The organism is Aeromicrobium sp. 10G20-16 (assembly GCF_055809665.1).
The window spans coordinates 3,215,190-3,233,709 of sequence record NZ_CM147919.1 but is presented as its reverse complement, the minus strand read 5'-3'; the positions used below and the strand labels follow the sequence as shown (position 1 = coordinate 3,233,709).

The 18,520-nt window shown below is 70.8% G+C and carries 18 protein-coding genes and 2 pseudogenes; 3 read left to right on the top strand and 17 right to left on the bottom strand.

Going from position 1 to position 18,520, the window contains the following annotated elements:
• Positions 1–141 precede the first annotated feature (141 nt).
• Positions 142–1,047 (top strand): SGNH/GDSL hydrolase family protein, encoded by a 906-nt coding sequence (locus AC0L5F_RS16650; RefSeq protein ID WP_473314541.1) that lies wholly within the window; start codon positions 142–144, stop codon positions 1,045–1,047.
• 2 nt (positions 1,048–1,049) lie between these two features.
• Here the strand turns inward: AC0L5F_RS16650 and AC0L5F_RS16645 are convergent, their stop codons facing one another.
• The 11 genes and pseudogenes from AC0L5F_RS16645 to AC0L5F_RS16595 form a co-directional block, all read right to left on the bottom strand.
• Positions 1,050–1,991 (bottom strand): bifunctional riboflavin kinase/FAD synthetase, encoded by a 942-nt coding sequence (locus AC0L5F_RS16645; protein ID WP_473314540.1) that lies wholly within the window; start codon positions 1,989–1,991, stop codon positions 1,050–1,052.
• A 28-nt stretch (positions 1,992–2,019) separates the two neighbouring features.
• On the bottom strand, positions 2,020–2,541 hold the full coding sequence (locus AC0L5F_RS16640; RefSeq protein WP_473314539.1) for a phospholipase D-like domain-containing protein: 522 nt from the start codon (positions 2,539–2,541) through the stop codon (positions 2,020–2,022).
• Positions 2,526–3,275, bottom strand: coding sequence for a phospholipase D-like domain-containing protein (locus AC0L5F_RS16635; protein WP_473314538.1), 750 nt, complete (start codon positions 3,273–3,275; stop codon positions 2,526–2,528). Before AC0L5F_RS16635 ends, AC0L5F_RS16640 begins: the two co-directional genes overlap by 16 nt.
• Positions 3,276–3,367: 92 nt before the next feature.
• Entirely contained in the window at positions 3,368–4,264 is an 897-nt protein-coding gene (truB, locus tag AC0L5F_RS16630) for a tRNA pseudouridine(55) synthase TruB (RefSeq protein WP_473314537.1), read from the bottom strand.
• Positions 4,261–4,695, bottom strand: coding sequence for a 30S ribosome-binding factor RbfA (rbfA, locus tag AC0L5F_RS16625; RefSeq protein WP_473314536.1), 435 nt, complete (start codon positions 4,693–4,695; stop codon positions 4,261–4,263). Before rbfA ends, truB begins: the two co-directional genes overlap by 4 nt.
• A 188-nt stretch (positions 4,696–4,883) precedes the next feature.
• Positions 4,884–7,648: pseudogene (gene infB / locus AC0L5F_RS16620) on the bottom strand (translation initiation factor IF-2).
• A 72-nt stretch (positions 7,649–7,720) separates the two neighbouring features.
• The gene (locus AC0L5F_RS16615) at positions 7,721–7,999 is read right to left on the bottom strand and encodes a YlxR family protein (protein ID WP_473314535.1); all 279 of its coding nucleotides are present in this window, start codon (positions 7,997–7,999) and stop codon (positions 7,721–7,723) included.
• A gap of 70 nt (positions 8,000–8,069) precedes the next feature.
• Positions 8,070–9,173, bottom strand: a complete 1,104-nt coding sequence (gene nusA, locus AC0L5F_RS16610; protein WP_473314534.1) for a transcription termination factor NusA — start codon at positions 9,171–9,173, stop codon at positions 8,070–8,072.
• Between the two features lies 1 nt (position 9,174).
• Positions 9,175–9,474, bottom strand: coding sequence for a hypothetical protein (locus tag AC0L5F_RS16605; protein WP_473314533.1), 300 nt, complete (start codon positions 9,472–9,474; stop codon positions 9,175–9,177).
• 12 nt (positions 9,475–9,486) lie between these two features.
• Positions 9,487–9,561 (bottom strand): annotated as a pseudogene (locus AC0L5F_RS16600) (ribosome maturation factor RimP); the annotation flags it as partial.
• Between the two features lie 237 nt (positions 9,562–9,798).
• Complete coding sequence (locus tag AC0L5F_RS16595; RefSeq protein ID WP_473314532.1) at positions 9,799–10,872, bottom strand: aminotransferase class V-fold PLP-dependent enzyme; 1,074 nt, start codon at positions 10,870–10,872, stop codon at positions 9,799–9,801.
• 52 nt (positions 10,873–10,924) lie between these two features.
• Between AC0L5F_RS16595 and AC0L5F_RS16590 the strand changes: the two genes are divergently transcribed.
• Together AC0L5F_RS16590 and AC0L5F_RS16585 are read left to right on the top strand one after the other, a co-directional pair.
• The gene (locus AC0L5F_RS16590; protein WP_473314531.1) at positions 10,925–11,353 is read left to right on the top strand and encodes a hypothetical protein; all 429 of its coding nucleotides are present in this window, start codon (positions 10,925–10,927) and stop codon (positions 11,351–11,353) included.
• Positions 11,353–11,754 carry a DUF4439 domain-containing protein gene (locus tag AC0L5F_RS16585; protein WP_473314530.1) on the top strand — a complete coding sequence of 134 codons (402 nt, stop codon included), beginning with the start codon at positions 11,353–11,355 and terminating at the stop codon, positions 11,752–11,754. Before AC0L5F_RS16590 ends, AC0L5F_RS16585 begins: the two co-directional genes overlap by 1 nt.
• 1 nt (position 11,755) lies before the next feature.
• On the opposite strand, the gene AC0L5F_RS16580 is transcribed toward AC0L5F_RS16585, so the two are convergent.
• Genes AC0L5F_RS16580 through dxr form a run of 6 tightly spaced genes read right to left on the bottom strand, consistent with a single transcriptional unit; the run spans position 11,756 to position 18,496 of the window.
• Positions 11,756–13,516 carry a proline--tRNA ligase gene (locus tag AC0L5F_RS16580; RefSeq protein ID WP_473316218.1) on the bottom strand — a complete coding sequence of 587 codons (1,761 nt, stop codon included), beginning with the start codon at positions 13,514–13,516 and terminating at the stop codon, positions 11,756–11,758.
• A 35-nt stretch (positions 13,517–13,551) separates the two neighbouring features.
• A complete protein-coding gene (locus AC0L5F_RS16575) occupies positions 13,552–13,920 on the bottom strand; it encodes a DoxX family protein (protein ID WP_473314529.1) in 369 nt (122 codons plus the stop codon).
• A gap of 24 nt (positions 13,921–13,944) precedes the next feature.
• Positions 13,945–14,784 (bottom strand): GNAT family N-acetyltransferase, encoded by an 840-nt coding sequence (locus AC0L5F_RS16570; RefSeq protein WP_473314528.1) that lies wholly within the window; start codon positions 14,782–14,784, stop codon positions 13,945–13,947.
• Positions 14,785–14,832: 48 nt separating this feature from the next.
• A complete protein-coding gene (ispG, locus tag AC0L5F_RS16565) occupies positions 14,833–15,999 on the bottom strand; it encodes a flavodoxin-dependent (E)-4-hydroxy-3-methylbut-2-enyl-diphosphate synthase (protein ID WP_473314527.1) in 1,167 nt (388 codons plus the stop codon).
• Entirely contained in the window at positions 15,996–17,294 is a 1,299-nt protein-coding gene (locus AC0L5F_RS16560) for a M50 family metallopeptidase (protein WP_473314526.1), read from the bottom strand. The genes ispG and AC0L5F_RS16560 overlap by 4 nt, the downstream gene beginning before the upstream one ends.
• Positions 17,291–18,496, bottom strand: a complete 1,206-nt coding sequence (gene dxr, locus AC0L5F_RS16555; protein WP_473314525.1) for a 1-deoxy-D-xylulose-5-phosphate reductoisomerase — start codon at positions 18,494–18,496, stop codon at positions 17,291–17,293. The genes AC0L5F_RS16560 and dxr overlap by 4 nt, the downstream gene beginning before the upstream one ends.
• Positions 18,497–18,520: the final 24 nt, after the last annotated feature.

The window sequence follows — 18,520 nt, the reverse complement described above, 5'->3', positions numbered from 1 at the left end:
TGGGTGTTGTTGCACGGCGCGCCCGGGCATGTTCTCCGGGGCTCTGCGAATCCGTGGCCGATCGACGGCGTTGCCCAGAATATCAGCGCGGACCCGATGGAGGCGAATCGCCGGCGAGGGTGCGCCTCCTAGGCTTCGGGCATGTCTGTCCGCTGGGTCGTCGGTGTGCTGGCCGCCGCCGCGCTCCTCGCGAGCGGGTGCGGCGGATCCACGCCCGTCTCGACGCCCTCGACCTCGACGCCCGCTCCCCAGCCCAGCGCCACCCGGCCCAGCGCCACCGAACCGAGCACCCCGGCGCCGCTGGAGGGCCGATACGTGGCGATCGGCGACTCCTACACCGCCGGTCCGGGCATCTCACCGGTCGACGAGACGTCAGGCTTCTGTCTGCGCTCGAGGGCCAACTTCGCCTCGTTGCTCGCGGCCGACCGTTCCACGAACCTCGTCGACGTGAGCTGCTCGGGCGCGACGACCCGCAGCGTGACCCGGGGCTCCAACGGCCTGACCGGCAGCGTGGCACCGCAGCTCGACGCCCTGACGGCGGACACCACCTTGGTGACCGTGGGCGTCGGCGGCAACGACGGCGGACTGTTCCAGACGCTGCTGCAGTCCTGCGCACGGAGCGCGGCCGCCTGCGAGCAGTACGTGGGCGGCACGGCTCCTGGCGTTCTGTCCACCACGACCACCTCCGTCGCCGGTGTGCTGGACGACGTGAAGAGGGCTGCGCCGCGGGCGACCGTGGTGCTGGTCGGGTATCTGCGCCTCTCCCCCGCGTCCGGCACGTGCCCTGCGCTCGGGATCGCCGCATCGGCCGCCGACACCGTCCGCACCGCGGAGACCGACCTCGACGACGCCTTGCGCGCCGCGGCGAGACGGGCCGACGTGACCTTCGTGTCCATGCGCGCTGCGTCGGAGGGTCACGACGCATGCGCTGGCGACGCTGCCTGGACCAACGGCGCGACGGCAGCCGATGGCGAGGGCATCGTGTACCACCCACGGCCGGCCGGGATGCGCGCCGTCGCCGACGAGATCGAGCGCACCTTGGGCTGAGATCAGGTGATCAGGCGCCGGGTGGCGGTCACGTCCTCGGCCATCTGCACCAGCAGTGCGTCGACGTCGTCGAACGCGACCATGCCGCGCAGACGCTCGACCAGCTCGACCCGGATGGTCTCGCCGTAGAGGTCGAGATCGTGTCCTGAACCGGTGGGGCGGTCCAGCACGTAGGACTCGACCCGTCGGTCGTGCTCGCCGAAGGTGGGGTTGGTGCCGATCGAGATCGCCGCGGGCAGGGCCTCTCCGGAGGCTCGAACGACGCGTCCTGCGTACACACCGTCGGGCGGCACGACGTAGGTGTCGTCGATCGGGGTGTTGGCCGTCGGGTAGCCGAGCTCGCGGCCACGCTGCTCGCCGCGCACCACCTCGCCGACGACCTCGTGCGGCCGGCCGAGGATCTCGGCGGCGCCCCGCAGGTCACCGTCGGCGACCAGCCCGCGCACGCGCGTCGACGACCACGGGTCACCGGAACCGGCGAGCGCCAGCCCTTCGGCGGTGAAGCCCTGTCCTGCGCCGAGCTCGACCAGGGTCTCGACGTGTCCCGCTGCCCGCGAGCCGAAGCGGAAGTTCTCGCCCACGACGACTCCGCGCATGGACAGCTGGTCGAGCAGCGCCCGCTGCACGAACTCCTCCGGCGACCAGGCGGCCATGTCGCGGTCGAACGCCAGCACGCGCACCTCGTCGGCACCGTGCTCGCGCAGCAGCTCGACGCGCCGCTCCAGCGTGGTCAGCTGCGGAGGCACGCTGTCCGGGGCGAAGACCGCCGTGGGGTGCGGGTCGAAGGTCACGGCGACGACCGGCAGACCGCCACCCGCCTCGCGCGTGCGAGCCAGCACGGCCTGGTGACCTCGGTGGACCCCGTCGAAGGCACCGATGGTGAGGACCGAGGGCTCCGTGCGCGGTGCTACGGTCGCGCCAGCCGTGTCTCGCCAGATCGTCACGGCAGAACTGTGCCACATCCGAACGACCTCACAGCAGAGGACCGAGGGGGCGCAGGATCGCCTCGTAGGCGCGCGCCACCCTGGGGCGGCGGTTCCACTGCTGGAGCGTCAGCCGCTCGGAGCGCTGCAGGTCGTCCTCGAACACCGACTGCATGCCGGCGGCGAACCCGCGATCGAGGATCTCGAGGTTGATCTCGTAGTTGCCGAACAGGCTCAGGCGATCGATGTTGGCCGTGCCCACGGTGGACCACTCGCCGTCGATCGTGGCGGTCTTGGCGTGCACCATGTGGCCCTCGTACCGGTGGATCTGCACGCCCCCGCGCAGCAGCTGGCTGTAGAAGCCGCGAGAGATCCAGTCGGTGATGACGTGGTTGGACACCCGCGGCACCAGGATCCGAACGGTCACCCGACGCTTCGCCGCCTCGAGCAGCGCCTCGAGGATGTCGCGGTCGGGGATGAAGTACGCGGCCGTGATGTCGATGCTGGTGTGGGCGCGGTCGATGGCCTCGAGGTACATGGCGCGGATGGGATAGATCAGCTGTCGGGGCACGTTGCGGTGCGCCCGCAGCTGCGGACCCAGCTCGCCCGGCCGATCGGCGCGAGGGGTCCTTGTGGTCGGCGGGTGTTGATCGTGGCGTGCGCGTTCCAGAAGTCGATGAAGGCGTTGTCGAGGTCCCAGACGCCGGGGCCCGTCACCTTCACGTGGGTGTCTCGCCACTCGGTCGCGTAGAGCGAGCCGATGTTGTAGCCGCCGATGAACGCGGCGGTGTCGTCGACCACCAGGATCTTGCGATGGTCACGTCCGTAGCGCCGGGGATCGAACACCCTCCAGCCGACGTTCCACAGCGGGTACCGGAACACGCGGATCGGCTGGGGAAAGTCGAAGAATCGGCGCCCGACCACCACGTTGGCGAACCCGTCGTAGACCACGCAGACGTCGACGCCGCGGTTCGCAGCGTCGACCAGCGCCTGCTTGAACGCCTGTCCCATGGCGTCGTTCTTGATGATGTACGACTCCAGCAGCACCCGGGTCCGTGCGCCACGGATGGCATCGATCATGTCGTCGAACAACGTCGCACCGTAGGTATACGTGGTCAGCCCGACGCCGCCCTCGACCACGTGCTCGCGCGGGCGGGTGGGCGGCAGCGGCTCGACGTTGGTCTGACGCCACAGACGGCGCACCCGGTCTGCGGCCATCAGCGAGGCGACCGCGGCGATCTGCATCAGCAGGAAGCCCACGACTCCACGCCGCAGGAGCCCGCCGGTGGATCGTCGCATGCCCATGCTGCGACCCTACTGAACGCCGCTCCCGTGCCTGCGTGACTCGCCAGCGGACGTACGTGACTCGCCAGCGGACCTACGTGACTCGTCGGCGGTCAGACGAAGACGGCGACGGCGCGGGCGGTGGACCCGCGCTGCTCGTAGAGGGCGAGGAACTCCCCTGCCGGGTCGAACAGGGCCACGGGGCCGGCGGCGCCCAGGTCGACACCGGTCAGCACGCGACCGAACCGGACGTCGGTGGCTTGCGTGGCATCGAGATCGACACAGGTGAAGGCGCTGCGGGCCGCCATGTCGAGGTCGACCACGCTCAGCTGCTGCGCCAGCTCCTCGAGCGTGTGAGCGACGTCGAGCCCGAAGCCGCCCACCCGCGTGCGGCGCAGCATCGTCAGGTGTCCGCCGACGCCGAGCGCGGCGCCGAGGTCACGGGCGAGCGCGCGCACGTAGGTGCCACTGGAGCACACGACGCGCACGTCGACGTCGGTGACAGACCCCTCGGGGCGCACGTCGGTGACCTCGAACGTCGACACCGTGACGGGGCGGGCCTTCAGCTCGACCGACTCCCCCGCCCGGACCCGGGCGTAGGACCGCTGACCGTCGACCTTGATGGCCGACACGGCCGACGGCACCTGCTCGATCGCTCCGGTCAGCGGCAGCACGGCCGCCTCGATGGCCGATCGGTCGAGGTCACCGGCCGGAACCTGCTCGAGCACGTCTCCCTCGGCGTCGTCGGTGACGGTGGTCTGACCCAGCCGGATCGTCGCGAGGTACTCCTTGTCGGCCAGGGTGAGGTGACCGAGCAGCCGGGTGGCGCGGTTGATGCCGAGCACCAGCACGCCGGTGGCCATCGGATCGAGCGTCCCGCTGTGCCCGACCTTGCGGGTGCCTGCGAGACGGCGCATGCGACCGACGACGTCGTGCGAGGTCCACCCGGCCGGCTTGTCGACCACCACGAGTCCGGAGAGCGGAGTGCCCGAGGTGGCGTCGGCGGTCACTCCGCGGCGTCCTCGTCGTCGTGCTTCTTGTAGGGGTCGGGGTCGCCGGCGTAGGAGGCTCCCGCGGAACGGGTGGAGACCTCTTCGTCGGACGCCTTGGCCCGGGCGAGCAGCTCTTCGATCTCGCGGGCCGTCTCCGGCACCGCGTCGAGGAAGAACTCCAGGCTGGGCGTGATGCGCGTGCCCAGCTGCTTGCCGACCTCCGAGCGGATCAGTCCGGTGGCGCTGCGCAACGCAGCGGCGGTGTCGGCACGCTGGGCCTCGTCGCCCATGACGGTGTAGAACACCGACGCCTGCTGGCCGTCACCGGTCATGCGCACGTCGGTGATCGTCACGAACCCCAGCCGCGGATCCTTGACCCGCCGCTCCAGCATCTGCGCGACCACGACCTTGATCCGGTCCGACACCTTGGCATTCCGCTGACCCGCCATCATCACACCTCGAATTTCTTCCTAGAGCTACCTGGACGCGCCACCCCGCGACATGGACCACGTCGGCACCCGGCCATGGAACGCGCCCGACGCGGCCCGCACGCTCAGGCGACCCCGTACGTGCCAGCCGCGCTCGTCGGGCGCCCGACTCCTGAGAGAGGCGACCCGACGAGCAACAGACAGCCGACCTATTTACGCTCGATCTCCACCATTTCGAAGGTCTCGACCACGTCGCCGATCTTGATGTCGCCGTAGCCACGGAGCACCAGACCGCACTCGAAGCCCTCGCGGACCTCGGACACGTCGTCCTTCTCGCGCCGCAGGCTGGAGAAGTCCAGGTTGTCGGCCACGACCGAACCGTCACGCAGCAGACGCGCCTTGGCGTTGCGGCGGATGGTGCCGGAGGTGACCATGCAGCCCGCGATGTTGCCGATCTTGCTCGACCGGAAGATGTCGCGGATCTCGGCGGTGCCGAGCTGGCTCTCCTGGAACTCGGGCTTGAGCATGCCCTTGAGCGATGCCTCGATCTCGTCGATCGCCTGGTAGATGACCGAGTAGTACTTGATCTCGACACCCTCGCGGTCGGCGAGCTCGGTGGCCTTGCCCTGGGGGCGCACGTTGAAGCCGATGATGACGGCGTCCGACGCAGCGGCCAGGTTGACGTCGGTCTCGGTGATGGCACCGACACCACGGTCGATGACCCGCAGTGCGACCTCGTCGCTGACCTCGATGTTGGACAACGCGTCCTCGAGCGCCTCGACCGATCCGGCACCGTCACCCTTGAGGATGAGCAGCAGCTCGTCGGTCTCGCCCTTCTCCATCGAGGACATGAAGTCCTCGAGGGTCCGGCGGCCGGTGCGCTTGGCGAGCGCGGCGTTGCGCTCGCGCGCCTCGCGCTTCTCGGCGATCTGACGGGCGACACGGTCGTCGTCGACGACCATGAAGTTGTCACCGGCGCCGGGCACCGACGTGAGGCCGAGCACCAGGGCCGGACGCGACGGCAGCGCCTCGGTGATGTTGTTGCCGTGCTCGTCGAGCATGGCGCGAACGCGACCGAAGGCCGAACCGGCCACGATCGTGTCACCGACGCGCAGCGTGCCGCGCTGGACCAGCACCGTGGCGACCGGGCCGCGACCGCGGTCCAGGTGCGCCTCGATGGACAGGCCCTCGGCGTTCTGCTCGGGGTTGGCCCGCAGGTCCAGGGCTGCGTCGGCGGTCAGGACGATCGACTCCAGCAGGTCGTCCAGACCCGTGCCGGCCTTGGCCGAGACGTCGACGAACATGGTGTCGCCGCCGTACTCCTCGGGCACCAGGCCGTACTCGGCCAGCTGGCCGCGCGTCCTGCTCGGGTCGGCGTCGGGCTTGTCGACCTTGTTGACCGCGACCACGATCGGCACGCCGGCGGCCTTGGCGTGGTTGAACGCCTCGACCGTCTGCGGCATCACGCCGTCGTCGGCGGCGACGACCAGGACAGCGATGTCCGTGGCCTGCGCGCCGCGGGCACGCATGGCGGTGAACGCCTCGTGACCGGGGGTGTCGATCAGGGTGATGCGACGCTCGCTGCCGTCGACCTCGGTGGCGACCTGGTAGGCGCCGATGGACTGGGTGATGCCACCGGCCTCCTTGTCGACGACGTTGCTGCTGCGCAGCGCGTCGAGCAGCTTGGTCTTGCCGTGGTCGACGTGACCCATGACGGTGACGACCGGCGGACGGGCCTCGAGGGCCTCCTCGCCGCCTTCGTCGTCGCCGAACTCCAGCGAGAACGACTCGAGCAGCTCGCGGTCCTCGTCCTCGGGCGAGACGACCTGCACGTCGTAGTTGCAGCTCCTCGCCGATCAGCTGCAGCGTCTCGTCGTTGACCGACTGCGTGGCCGTGACGACCTCACCGAGCGCGAACAGCATCGCGACCAGCGACGCTGCGTCGGAGTTGATCTTCTCGGCGAAGTCGGTCAGCGAGGCACCGCGGGCCAGGCGCACGGTCTCGCCGTCGCCCTTGCGCAGGCGCACGCCTCCGATGGAGGGAGCCTGCATCTGGTCGAACTCTTGACGCTTCGCGCGCTTGCTCTTGCGTCCGCGGCGCACGGGGCCACCGGCGCGACCGAAGGCACCCTGGGTGCCACCGCGCTGGTTGCGGCCGGGTCCACCGGACCGCGGGGGTCCGGAGAATCCTCCGCCACCGGGACGACCGGGAGCACCGCCACCGGCTCCGCCGGGACGGCCACCGAAGCCACCGCCCTGACCTCCTCGGGCCGGAGCGCCGGGGCGGCCGGGAAGCTCCGCCGGGACCACCGCGACGGGCGGGCGGACCGGACAGGCCCGACTGCTTGGGCATCATGGCCGGGTTGGGACGCGGCATGCCGGGGCGTGGCGTGGGCGCGCTGCCATCACGTGCCGACGGCGGGCGCGGTGCACGCGGCTGCTGCATCCCCTGGGTGGACGAGAAGGGGTTGTTGCCGGGGCGTGCGCTTCCGCCGGGCCGGGGGCCCGGGGTCGGTCGCGGTGAGTCGTCCGACGACGTGGCGTCGCCGGCGCGAGCTGCGGGAGCCTCGACGTCCGGCGTGGGCGTGCTGCCCGCCGACGCAGCGGGGGCCTCGGCAGCAGGTGCCTCGGGCTCTGCTGCGCGCACCGGCGGACCGGGGCGAGGTGCCGTGGGCTGGCCGGCCACCTGCGTGGCGGCCTGCGCGTCCTCGGCGGCCTCGGGAGCCGGCTGCTCGGCGGGCTCGGGCGTGGGTGCGGCCTTCTGGGGAGCGGCGGCCTTCTTGGCCCCTCCGCCCTTCTTGGCGGCGGCAGCGGCGAGCGCGTCGCCGTGCTCCTCCTTGAGGCGCCGGATGACAGGTGCTTCGACGGTCGAGGAAGCCGACTTCACGTACTCACCCATGTCCTTGAGGGTGGTGAGGACGACCTTGCTCTCGACGCCGAGCTCGCGGGCGAGCTCGTGGACTCTGACAGCCACTTTTCTCCTTCGGGCGGGCCGATCCGAAGGAGGATCAGACCCTAGTTGGCGAACAAACTCATTGCGGAGTACTCATCGGTCTTCCATGAGCGGATGCTCCGATTTCGGATCTGGGAACCCCTCGCCTGATGGCTGAGGGCGTTCCGTGGTGGTTGAGGTGATGTGCTGCGTTGCACGGCGAAGATCGACGGGCCCCTCGACTCGAAGAGCCCTCATCCACGCCTTGCGGCGCGTCGCCAGCTCCAGACACCGGGTCGTGGGGTGCAGGTGCGCCCCTCGCCCCGGCAGCGAACCGAGCAGATCGGGCGTGACGACCAGGGTCGTCGACTCCTGAACCGCGACGAATCGCACCAGAGTGGCGGTGTCCGCTCGCTCACGGCAACCGATGCACGTGCGGACGACCGAACCCACTCTACCCGTTTCAGCCAACGGGGTCGCCACCGGCACCGCGCGCCGGTGTCGTCGGGGCCGCCGCGGGGGTGTCCGACCGGATGTCGATGCGCCACCCGGTGAGCTTGGCGGCGAGGCGCGCGTTCTGCCCCTCCTTGCCGATGGCCAGCGACAGCTGGAAGTCCGGGACGACCACGCGGGCCGAGCGCGTCGCCTCGTCGACGATGGTCACGCTCTTGACCTGCGACGGGGACAGGGCGTGCCCGATGAACTCGGCCGGGTCCTCGCTGAAGTCGACGATGTCGATCTTCTCGCCGTGCAGCTCGTACATCACCTGCCGCACCCGCTGGCCCATCGGGCCGATGCACGACCCCTTGGCGTTGATGCCCGGAACCGTGGCGCGAACGGCGATCTTCGTGCGGTGACCTGCCTCGCGCGCGATCGCGGCGATCTCGACCGTGCCGTCGGCGATCTCCGGCGCCTCGAGTGCGAACAGCAGCTTGACCAGGTTCGGGTGGGTGCGGGACACCTTGACCCGGGGTCCGCGCATGCCCATCTCGACGTCGTAGACGTAGGCCTTGAGCCGCTCACCGTGGGCGTAGCGCTCCTCGGGGACCCGCTCGTTGGGTGGCAGGATCGCCTCGATCTTGCCGAGGTCGAGCCGGACGTCACCGGAGTCACGGCCCTGGGCGATGACGCCCGAGACGATGTCGCCGACCTTGCCGGAGAACTCGCCGAAGGTGGACTTGTCCTCCGCCTCGCGCAGGCGCTGCATGATCAGCTGGCGAGCGACCGTGGCGGCGAATCGCCCGAAGTCGTCGGGCGTGTGGTCGAACTCCTCGGTGAAGCGAGGTGCGGGTGGTGCGGCCGCGACCGGCGCCGACTCCTCGGCGGCGTCCGTGCCGTCGTCGGCACCCTCGGCCTCCTCGGCCGGCTCCGGCGTCTCCAGACGCTCCCTGGCCCACACGGTCACGTGGCCGGACGTGCGGTCCAGCTCCACGCGCGCGGACTGATGGGCGTCGGGCGACTTGTGGTAGGCCGACAGGAGGGCCGTCTCGATCGCGTCGACGACGACGTCGACGCTGAGCCCCTTCTCGCGCTCCAGCAGGCGCAGGGCTGACATGTCGATGTCCATCTCAGCGGTCCTCTCCGGTTGCGGCCGGCTGGTTCAGCTCGGCCTGGATGACCGCCGACTCGATGTCGGCGTAGTCGATGTGTCGGGTGGCGGCCTTGGTGGCCAGGTCGGCACCTGCGTCGTCGCTGTCCGCGATGCGCCCTTCGAGCACGGCGGAGTCGTGGCGCTGCTCCGACGCGCTGCCCTCGATCAGGCGAACCCGCACCAGGCGGCCGGCGTTGCGGCGCCAGTGGCGCGGCTCGGTGAGCGGGCGATCCACACCGCGCGAGGTGACCTCGAGCGTGTACGGGGCAGGTCCCATGAGCGAGTCGTCGTCGTCGAGCACGACCGACAGGGCGCGGGTGGCGTCGGTGATGTCGTCGATGCCGACACCGTCGTCGCCGTCGATCGCGACGCGCAGCAGACGCCGCTTGCCCCCGGAGGAGAAGCTCGACTGCCTCCAGATCGAAGCCGAGCGCGGTCACGCAGGCCCTCACGGCCTGTTCCAGCGAGTCCGTCATGTGCCACCGCCCGTGTTCTGTTGTCGACCCCGGCCGTGCAGGCGGGTGTCTCGTGCGACCGCCGAGGCGGAGTGCGGTGAGTCTATCGAACCGGCGAGCGTCCTCGCGCCATCACGGTGGGCACGTCACCGGACGACGTGATCGGCGATCGCCGCGACGGCGGTGTCGACGTCCTCGAGGTCGTTGTACAGGTGGAACGACAGGCGCAGTCGCCCTGCACGGGTGGCCGCCGCGATGCGGTGCCGCTCGAGGGCGTCCGCCGCCCCGGACCCCACCGGCACGGACACGATCGCCGAGTCCGACGGCGGCAGGCCGACGCCTTCGCGGAAGCGATTGGCGAGCTCGAGGTCGTGGGCGTGGATCCGTTCGACGCCCACCGACTCCAGGAGCTCGAGAGCCGGCAGCTGACCGACCCACGAGAACCACGCCGGTGACACGTCGAGACCGCGCGCGCCCTCGGCGAGGCGCAGAGGTCCTCCGTAGAGGCTCTCCCAGCGGTGCTCGCCGGCGTACCAGCCGGCCTGGTCGTGCGGGAGACGCGCCGCCTCCTCCTGCCCGACGGTCAGGTACGCGGTCCCGCGCGGTGCCATCAGCCACTTGTAGCCGCCGGTCACCGTGTACGTGAACCGACCGGCGTCGATCGGCAACCAGCCGGCGCCCTGGGTGGCGTCGACGAGGACGCGGGTGCGACCGCCGGACGCGACCGTGGCGAGTGCGTCGAGGTCGGCCACGGTGCCGTCGGCGGACTGCGCCGCGGAGACGGCCACGAGGTCGGTGTCCGGTCCCACCGCGTCCGCGATGTCGGCCAGCGGCACCTCCCGCACCCGGACCCCGCGGCGGGCCTGGGCCAGGAACGGGAACACCACGCTGGTGAAGTCACCGGCGGCGCACACGACCTCGCCGCCGTCGCGGACCGCTGCCGCGATCGGGGCGATCATCGCCGACGCCTGGCTGCCGATCGCGACCTCGGTGGCGGCCACGCCCACGAGCCGTCCGAACCCGGCCCGGCACGCCGCGATGGTCTCGTCGGTGTCCGGCGCCTGCAGCGCGCCGCTGCGCCACCGGTCCAGCACCGCGGTGACGGCCTGCACGGTGGCCCGGCTCGGCAAGCCCGCCGAGGCCGTGTTCAGGTACACGACGTCGGGATCGAACTGGTCGGCCACGAGATCGACGAGGGTGCCGGGGTCACGAACGCTCATCTGCCCAGATTCCCACAGCGTCGGCCGACCGACCCTGCACTACCGTGTGGTCGTGGTCGGACGGCGCGTGCTCCTCGGTTCAGGCGTGGTGGCCCTCGGCGCCGCGGCCGTCGCCGGAGCCGCTGCGACCGACACCCTCGACGACGCCCTGCGTGCCGTGGGCGTCCGCCCCAAGCCCGAGCCGGACTCCGGTGACCTGCGCCTCACCGCCAGGGCGCGCGCCGATGCGGTGCAGCTGGTGAAGCTGACCGGACCCGACACCGCGCCCGAGGTGGTCGCGGCCCTCACCGAGCAGCGTGACGCCCTGCCCACTCCCCTGCCGGACGTCTCGGCGGTCACCGGTGACCTGGGCGCCGCCTGCCTCTCGGTGGCCGACGCCCGGGCCGAGGACGCTCTCGCCGCGGTCTCGACAGACCTCGCCCAGGTGCTGGCCTCGATGGCTGCCGGACTGGCCCAGTGCGCCCGGGCGTTGGAGGCCTGATGGACACCACCCGCGAGGCGGCCCTGATCGCCTGGCTGACGCTCGAGCGCGAGGCGGTGTGGTTCTACCCCTTCGCCGGCGCCCGCGTGCCCGCCGTGGCCGACCAGGCCCGCGCGGCCGCCCGTGCCCACGCCGTCACGCGCGACCGCCTCCTGGCCGTGGTCGCCGACGACACGACCACCGCCCAGCCCACCTACGACGTGGGCCCGATCGACTCGAGGACCACGGTCGCGGCGTCAGCGCGCAGCCTGGAGCAACGCATCCAGGCGGCGTGCCTGGCGGTGGTCGCCACATCGGTCGGCAAGGACCGCGAGATCGCCGTCAGCGGTCTGCGGGTGGCCGCGTTGGCCGAGATCGCCTGGTCAGGCGCTCCTCGGGCGTTTCCCGGGATGGCCGACTGACTCAGGTCAGGCGGGCGACGATCTCGGTGAGCGCGACGTCCTCGCGCTCGCCGGTGTCGCGACGATTGAGCTCGACGACACCGTCCGCGATACCCCGCCCGGCCACCACCGTGATCGGGATGCCGATCAGCTCGGCGTCCTTGAACTTCACGCCGGGTGAGACCTTGCCGGGGCGGTCGTCGAACAGCACCTCGAGACCTGCTGCCTGCAGGTCGACGTAGAGCTGCTCGGCGGCATCGGCGATCGCCTGGTCCTTGCCGGCGAGCACGAGGTGCACGTCGAAGGGCGCCAGCGCGGCCGGCCAGGCGAGGCCGAGGTCGTCGTGGGCGTACTCGGCCACGGCGGCCACCGCACGGGAGATGCCCACGCCGTACGAACCCATCGTGACGGTGACGAGCTTGCCGTTCTCGTCGAGCACCTTGAGCCCGAGCGCATCGGCGTACTTGCGGCCGAGCTGGAAGATGTGTCCCATCTCGATGCCGCGCGCCAGGGCCAGCGGACCCGACCCGTCGGGCGCCGGATCGCCGGCGCGCACCTCGGCGGCCTCGATCACGCCGTCCGCGGTGAAGTCGCGGCCGGCCACGAGGTCGATGACGTGCGAGCCCTCCACGTTGGCTCCGGTGACCCACCGGGTGCCGTCGACGACGCGGGGGTCGAGCAGGTAGCGGATGCCCGACTCGCTGTCCTCACCCAGGACCGCGCCGGACCCGGGCGCCACGCGCACGGGCCCGATGTAGCCCTTGACCAGCGCCGGGTTGGCCGCGAAGTCCTTGTCGTCGAACGGCTCGACCTCGGCCGGCGAGACGGCGGCCTCGAGCCGCTTGGCGTCGACCTCGCGGTCACCGGGGACGCCGATCGCGAGGGGCTCGCGGGTGCCATCGGGGTGGCGCAGGATCACCAGCACGTTCTTGAGCGTGTCCGACGCGGTCCACGGGCGGTCGTCGCGCGGGAACGCCTCGTCGAGGTGGGACACGAGCGTGTCGATCGTGGGCGTGCCGGGAGTCTGCTCGGCGTGCGCCTCCGGCAGCCCGTCGAACGGCACGGGGTCGGGTGCCACCGTGGTGACGGCCTCGACGTTGGCCGCGTAGCCGCCCGGCGACCGCACGAAGGTGTCCTCCCCGGTGTCGGACACGGCGAGGAACTCCTCGCTGGCCGAGCCACCCATGGCACCGGACTGTGCCTGCACGATGACGTAGTCGAAGCCCAGGCGGTCGAAGATGCGCACGTAGGCCGCACGGTGCGCCTGGTACGAGGCCTCCAGCCCGGCGTCGTCCACGTCGAACGAGTACGAGTCCTTCATGATGAACTCGCGACCGCGCAGGATGCCGGCGCGCGGACGCGCCTCGTCGCGGTACTTGGTCTGGATCTGGTAGATGCTCAGGGGCAGGTCCTTGTACGACGAGTACAGGTCCTTGACCAGCAGCGTGAAGAACTCCTCGTGGGTGGGCCCGAGCATCATGTCGTTGCCCTTGCGGTCCTGGAGCCGGAACACGTTGGGGCCGTACTCGGTCCAGCGGTTCGTCGCCTCGTAGGGCTCGCGGGGCAGCAGGGCCGGGAACCGGACCTCCTGGGCGCCCATGGCGTTCATCTCCTCACGGACGATGGCCTCGACCTTGGCCAGGACCCGCAGGCCCAGCGGGAGCCACGAGTAGATGCCGGGAGCGACGCGACGGATGTAGCCGGCGCGGACCAACAGCTTGTGGCTGGGCACCTCGGCGTCGGCCGGATCGTCGCGCAGGGTGCGGAGGAACATCCGGGACATGCGCATGGCCCGACCCTATCGGCCGGGGGTCGGTGTCAGTGGCCGCGGGCGACGCGAAGAGCCGCCCGCAGCAGAGGCACCTGCAGCGGGAGACGAGCCACCAGCGCCGCCACGAACCAGATCGGCCGTCGCTGCCGGACCGCATCGACGGTCATCTGCGCGTTGGCCGGCCAGACACCCGCGAACAGGCCGAATGCCACCGCTCCCCCGGCGCGACGCGTGGTGGGGTGCAGCAGCAGCGCGCCGGCAGCGATCTCGACGACGCCGGACCCGATCACCAGCTCGTGCTTGTACGGCAGGGGCTTGGGGACCATCGGCCGGAACAGCTGTGGGCGTACGAGGTGCAGCACGCCGGCGCCGACGAGCAGGCCGGCCAGTGGCACAGGGGCGCGGTCAGAACTCACGGCAGGCCCCTCACAACACGCCCCTCACAGCAGGATCGAGGCGAAGGTCGACGTCTGCTCGAACCCGACGCGCTCGTAAGCGCGTCGGGCGGCGACGTTGTGGTCGTTGACGAACAGCGTCACCACCGGGGCGATGCTGCTGCGGGCCTGCTGCACGACGGCGGCGAGCGCGCCGGCCGCGATGCCCTCGCCCCGGCGATCCGGACGCACGTACACGCCCTGGAGCTGGCAGGCCTCGGGCGACACCGCACCGACCTCGGCCTTGAACAGCACCGATCCGTTCTCGATGATCCCGAACGACCACCCCTGGGTGACCAGCTGGGCGACCCGGGCGCGGTAGCCGCCGCCGTTCTGCTCAGGATCGACACCGACCTCCTCGGTGAACATCGCGACGCTCGCCGGATAGAGGATGTCGATCTCGTCGAGCAGGAATCGCCGCACACGGGGGTCGGGCTCGACCGGGCTGTCGGTGCCGATGGCCATGAACGGCTGGTCCAGACGAGGCGACCGAGCCGGCCCCCACGAGGCAGAGACACGGCGCCACAGGTCGATCACCGGTCGTTGCGGGCCCACGATCGACGACGGGCGCACCCGATCGGTCAACAGCCGCTGGGCGAAGGCCTCGACGGCGGCATCGGTGGCCTCGACCGGCACGATGTTCGCCCCGGCGTGGCAGGCCGACACCAGCCGGCCGTCCTCGAAGTAGCCGAGCACCTGCCCGCCGAGCCAGCGCTGATTGAGCCGCGTCGCGTCGACGCGCGAACGCACGAACAGGTTCACGAGCGGGTCGCGGCGGATCAGCGACAACAGCTCGGGCATGTCCTCGGGGCCGAGGGCTCGGGTCGACGACGACGTCTGCAGCACCGCACTCCTCCCGCCCGACGTGGTGCGCTCAGCGTACGACCACGAGGGTCAGCTGACGCTGACGGATGCCGTTCCGCCCTCCACCGGCTCCATCGTCTCGGCGATGCGCATGGCCTCTTCGATCAGCGTCTCGACGATGTCCTTCTCCGGCACGGTCTTGATGACCTCGCCCTTGACGAAGATCTGACCCTTGCCGTTGCCGGACGCGACGCCGAGGTCGGCCTCGCGTGCCTCGCCCGGCCCGTTGACGACACAGCCCATGACGGCGACGCGCAGCGGTACCTCGAGTCCCTCGAGCCCGGCGGTGACCTGCTCGGCCAGCGTGTAGACGTCGACCTGCGCGCGGCCGCACGACGGGCACGACACGATCTCCAGCTTGCGCGGGCGCAGGTTCAGCGACTGCAGGATCTGGATGCCGACCTTGACCTCCTCGACCGGAGGCGCTGACAGCGAGACACGGATGGTGTCGCCGATGCCCTGGCTCAGCAGAGCCCCGAACGCCGTGGCGCTCTTGATCGTGCCCTGGAAGGCCGGTCCGGCCTCGGTGACACCGAGGTGCAGCGGCCAGTCGCCGGCCTCGGACAGCAGCTCGTAGGCCCTGACCATCACGACCGGGTCGTTGTGCTTGACCGAGATCTTGAAGTCGTGGAAGTCGTGCTCCTCGAACAGCGACGCCTCCCAGACGGCCGACTCGACCAGCGCCTCGGGCGTGGCCTTGCCGTACTTCTCCAGGATGCGCTTGTCGAGCGACCCGGCGTTGACGCCGATGCGGATCGAGGTGCCGGCGTCCTTGGCCGCCTTGGCGATGGCCCCGACCTGGTCGTCGAACTTGCGGATGTTGCCCGGATTGACGCGCACCGCCGCGCAGCCGGCGTCGATCGCGGCGAACACGTACTTGGGCTGGAAGTGGATGTCGGCGATGACCGGGATGTTGGAGTGCTGGGCGATCTCGGGAAGTGCGTCGGCGTCGTCCTGACTGGGGCACGCCACGCGCACGATGTCGCAGCCCGCGGCAGTGAGCTCGGCGATCTGCTGCAGCGTGGTGTTGACGTCGGAGGTCAGGGTCGTGGTCATCGACTGCACCGAGATGGGGGCGTCGCCGCCCACGTCGACCGAGCCGACCTTGATCTTGCGGGTCTTGCGCCGCGGCGCCAGCACCGGCGGCGGCGCCTCGGGCATGCCGAGGGAGACCGGGACCGAACCTGATGACGTCATGACAGCCTCACGGGATTGACGATGTCGGCGTACACGAGGATCACACTCATCAGGATAAGGACCATGCCCACGCCGTAGGCCACCGGCAGCGCCTTGGCCACGTCGACGAAGCCCGGGTCGGGTCGCCCCCTCAGCTTCGCGATCCCGCGTCGCAGCGCCTCCCAGAGGGCGCCGGCGATGTGCCCGCCGTCGAACGGCAGCAGCGGAATGAGGTTGAACAGGGCCAGGAACAGGTTCAGCCCGGCGAGCAACGACAGCACCCGGGATCCCCGCTCGGCCCAGGACGGGTCGTCGTAGGTGACCAGCTCGCCGGAGATGCGACTGGCACCGACCACGCCGATCGGACCGTCCGGATCCCGTTGGGCGCCGAAGGCGGCCTTCGTGACGTCGACCATGCGCGTGGGCAGGTGCCAGATCGCCGACGCGGTGTCCTTCGTGTACGTGCCGACCGTGGTGAGCACGTCCAGCGGGTTCCCACGCTGGGTGGTCAGCTCGGGACGAACCCCGAGAAAGCCCACCTCGACGGTCTTGTCGGGGTTGTCGAGATCGGTGCGCGCGATGACCGTGGGGCGGATGGAGACGCTCTGAGTCTGCCCGTCGCGCACGTACTGGATCTCGGCGGGATCGCTGCCGTTGGCCCGGATGTCTCGGCTGAGCTGCTCCCACGACGTGATCTTCTGGCCGGCGAACGAGGTGATCACGTCACCGCGCTGCAGGCCCGCGATGCTCGCGGGTGTCCGCGGGTCGGCCGCGGTGCAGGTGCGCCCGGCCTCGGCGTCGCTGATGGCGCAGTCCGACACGGCCTCGACCGTGGTGCTGGGCCGCAGGGCGCCGAAGCCCATGATGACGATGCCGAACAGCACGACGGCGATCACGACGTTCATCATCGGCCCGCCGGCCATGACGATGACCTTCTTCCACCACGGCAGGCGGTAGAACAGCCGCGGCATGTCCTCGTCGGTGATCGTCTCGTACTCGGCGTTGCGGGCGTCGGTGGCCAGCTGGGTGAACAGGCCGGTGTTGGACTCGCGGACCTCGTGCGGATCGGCGTCCTTGGCCGGCGGCAGCATGCCGACGAGCTTGACGTAGCCACCGAGCGGGACGGCCTTGAAGCCGTACTCGGTCTCGCCGCGCCGGGTGGACCAGACCGTGTTGCCGAAGCCCACGAAGAACTGGGTGACCTTGACCCCGAACTTCTTGGCCGGGTACATGTGCCCCAGCTCGTGCAGCCCGATCGAGACGGCGATGCCGACGACGAAGAACAGCACGCCGAGGGCGTAGATGAGCGCGGTCATCGGCTGTCTCCCACCAGTTGTGCTGCACGCTCACGCGCCCAGCGGTCGGCACCCAGCACGCTGTCGAGCGTGACCGAGTCGGTGAACCAGACGGGATCGGCGAGATGCTCGTCGAGCACCGCGGCCACCGTGTCAACAATGCCGAGGAACCCCAAATCGCCGGCCACGAAGGCGTCGACGCACACCTCGTTGGCCGCGTTGAAGACCGCCGGTCCGGTGCGGCCGTACTCGCCGGCTCGGCGGGCGACCGAGACGGCGGGGAACGCCTGCTCGTCCAACGGGAAGAACTCCCACGAGGCGGGCGACGACCAGTCGCACCCGGGGGCGGCGCCGGGAACCCGGTCGGGCCAGGCGAGCCCGAGCGCGATCGGCAGCTTCATGTCGGGAGGCGATGCCTGCACCATGGTGGCCCCGTCGGTGAACTCGACCATGGAGTGCACGATCGACGGCGGATGCACCACGACCTCGATCCGGTCGAAGTCGATGTCGAACAGCAGGTGCGCCTCGATGACCTCGAGGCCCTTGTTGACCAGCGTGGCGGAGTTGATCGTGATGACCGGCCCCATGTCCCAGGTGGGGTGGGCCGCAGCCTGCTCGGGAGTGACGTCGGCCAGCTGCTCGCGCGTGCGACCGCGGAACGGTCCCCCGCTGGCCGTGACGATCAGACGCCTGATGTCGTCGCGTCGCTCGCCGCGCATGGCCTGGGCCAGCGCGGAGTGCTCGGAGTCGACCGGGACGAGCTGTCCGGGCTTGGCCGCACCCGTGACGAGCTCACCGCCGATGATGAGCGACTCCTTGTTGGCCAGCGCCAGCGTGGTTCCGGCCTCCAGCGCAGCGAGGGTCGGCAGCAGCCCGACCGCCCCGGTCATGCCGTTGAGCACCACGTCGCACGGCGTGCGGGCCACCTCGATGGCCGCGTCGGGACCAGCGAGCAGACGCGGCACGCGGGCGTCGCCCTGGTCGTACCCGCGCTTCTGCGCCTCGGCGTAGAGCGCCAGCTGCACGTCCTGCGCCGCCTGCGCCTGGGCGACGGCGACGAGCGGGACGTCGAAGGCGATGGCCTGCTCGGCCAGCAGCCTGGGGTTGCTGCCACCCGCCGCCAGCGCCACGACCTCGAACCGCTCGGGGTTGGCGGCCACCACCTCGAGGGCCTGGGTCCCGATTGATCCGGTGGACCCGAGAATGGCGACACGCTTGCGCATGCCGCCATTGTCCCCCACGGACGT

Excerpts from the sequence above, each read along its gene's own strand:
- AC0L5F_RS16650 (WP_473314541.1), top strand. The coding sequence starts at position 142 with ATGTCTGTCCGCTGGGTCGTCGGTGTGCTGGCCGCCGCCGCGCTCCTC.
- AC0L5F_RS16635 (WP_473314538.1), bottom strand. The coding sequence starts at position 3,275 with ATGGGCATGCGACGATCCACCGGCGGGCTCCTGCGGCGTGGAGTCGTG.
- rbfA (WP_473314536.1), bottom strand. The coding sequence starts at position 4,695 with ATGGCGGGTCAGCGGAATGCCAAGGTGTCGGACCGGATCAAGGTCGTG.
- nusA (WP_473314534.1), bottom strand. The coding sequence starts at position 9,173 with ATGGACATCGACATGTCAGCCCTGCGCCTGCTGGAGCGCGAGAAGGGG.
- AC0L5F_RS16605 (WP_473314533.1), bottom strand. The coding sequence starts at position 9,474 with ATGGGACCTGCCCCGTACACGCTCGAGGTCACCTCGCGCGGTGTGGAT.
- AC0L5F_RS16595 (WP_473314532.1), bottom strand. The coding sequence starts at position 10,872 with ATGAGCGTTCGTGACCCCGGCACCCTCGTCGATCTCGTGGCCGACCAG.
- AC0L5F_RS16585 (WP_473314530.1), top strand. The coding sequence starts at position 11,353 with ATGGACACCACCCGCGAGGCGGCCCTGATCGCCTGGCTGACGCTCGAG.
- AC0L5F_RS16580 (WP_473316218.1), bottom strand. The coding sequence starts at position 13,516 with ATGTCCCGGATGTTCCTCCGCACCCTGCGCGACGATCCGGCCGACGCC.
- ispG (WP_473314527.1), bottom strand. The coding sequence starts at position 15,999 with ATGACGTCATCAGGTTCGGTCCCGGTCTCCCTCGGCATGCCCGAGGCG.
- AC0L5F_RS16560 (WP_473314526.1), bottom strand. The coding sequence starts at position 17,294 with ATGACCGCGCTCATCTACGCCCTCGGCGTGCTGTTCTTCGTCGTCGGC.
- dxr (WP_473314525.1), bottom strand. The coding sequence starts at position 18,496 with ATGCGCAAGCGTGTCGCCATTCTCGGGTCCACCGGATCAATCGGGACC.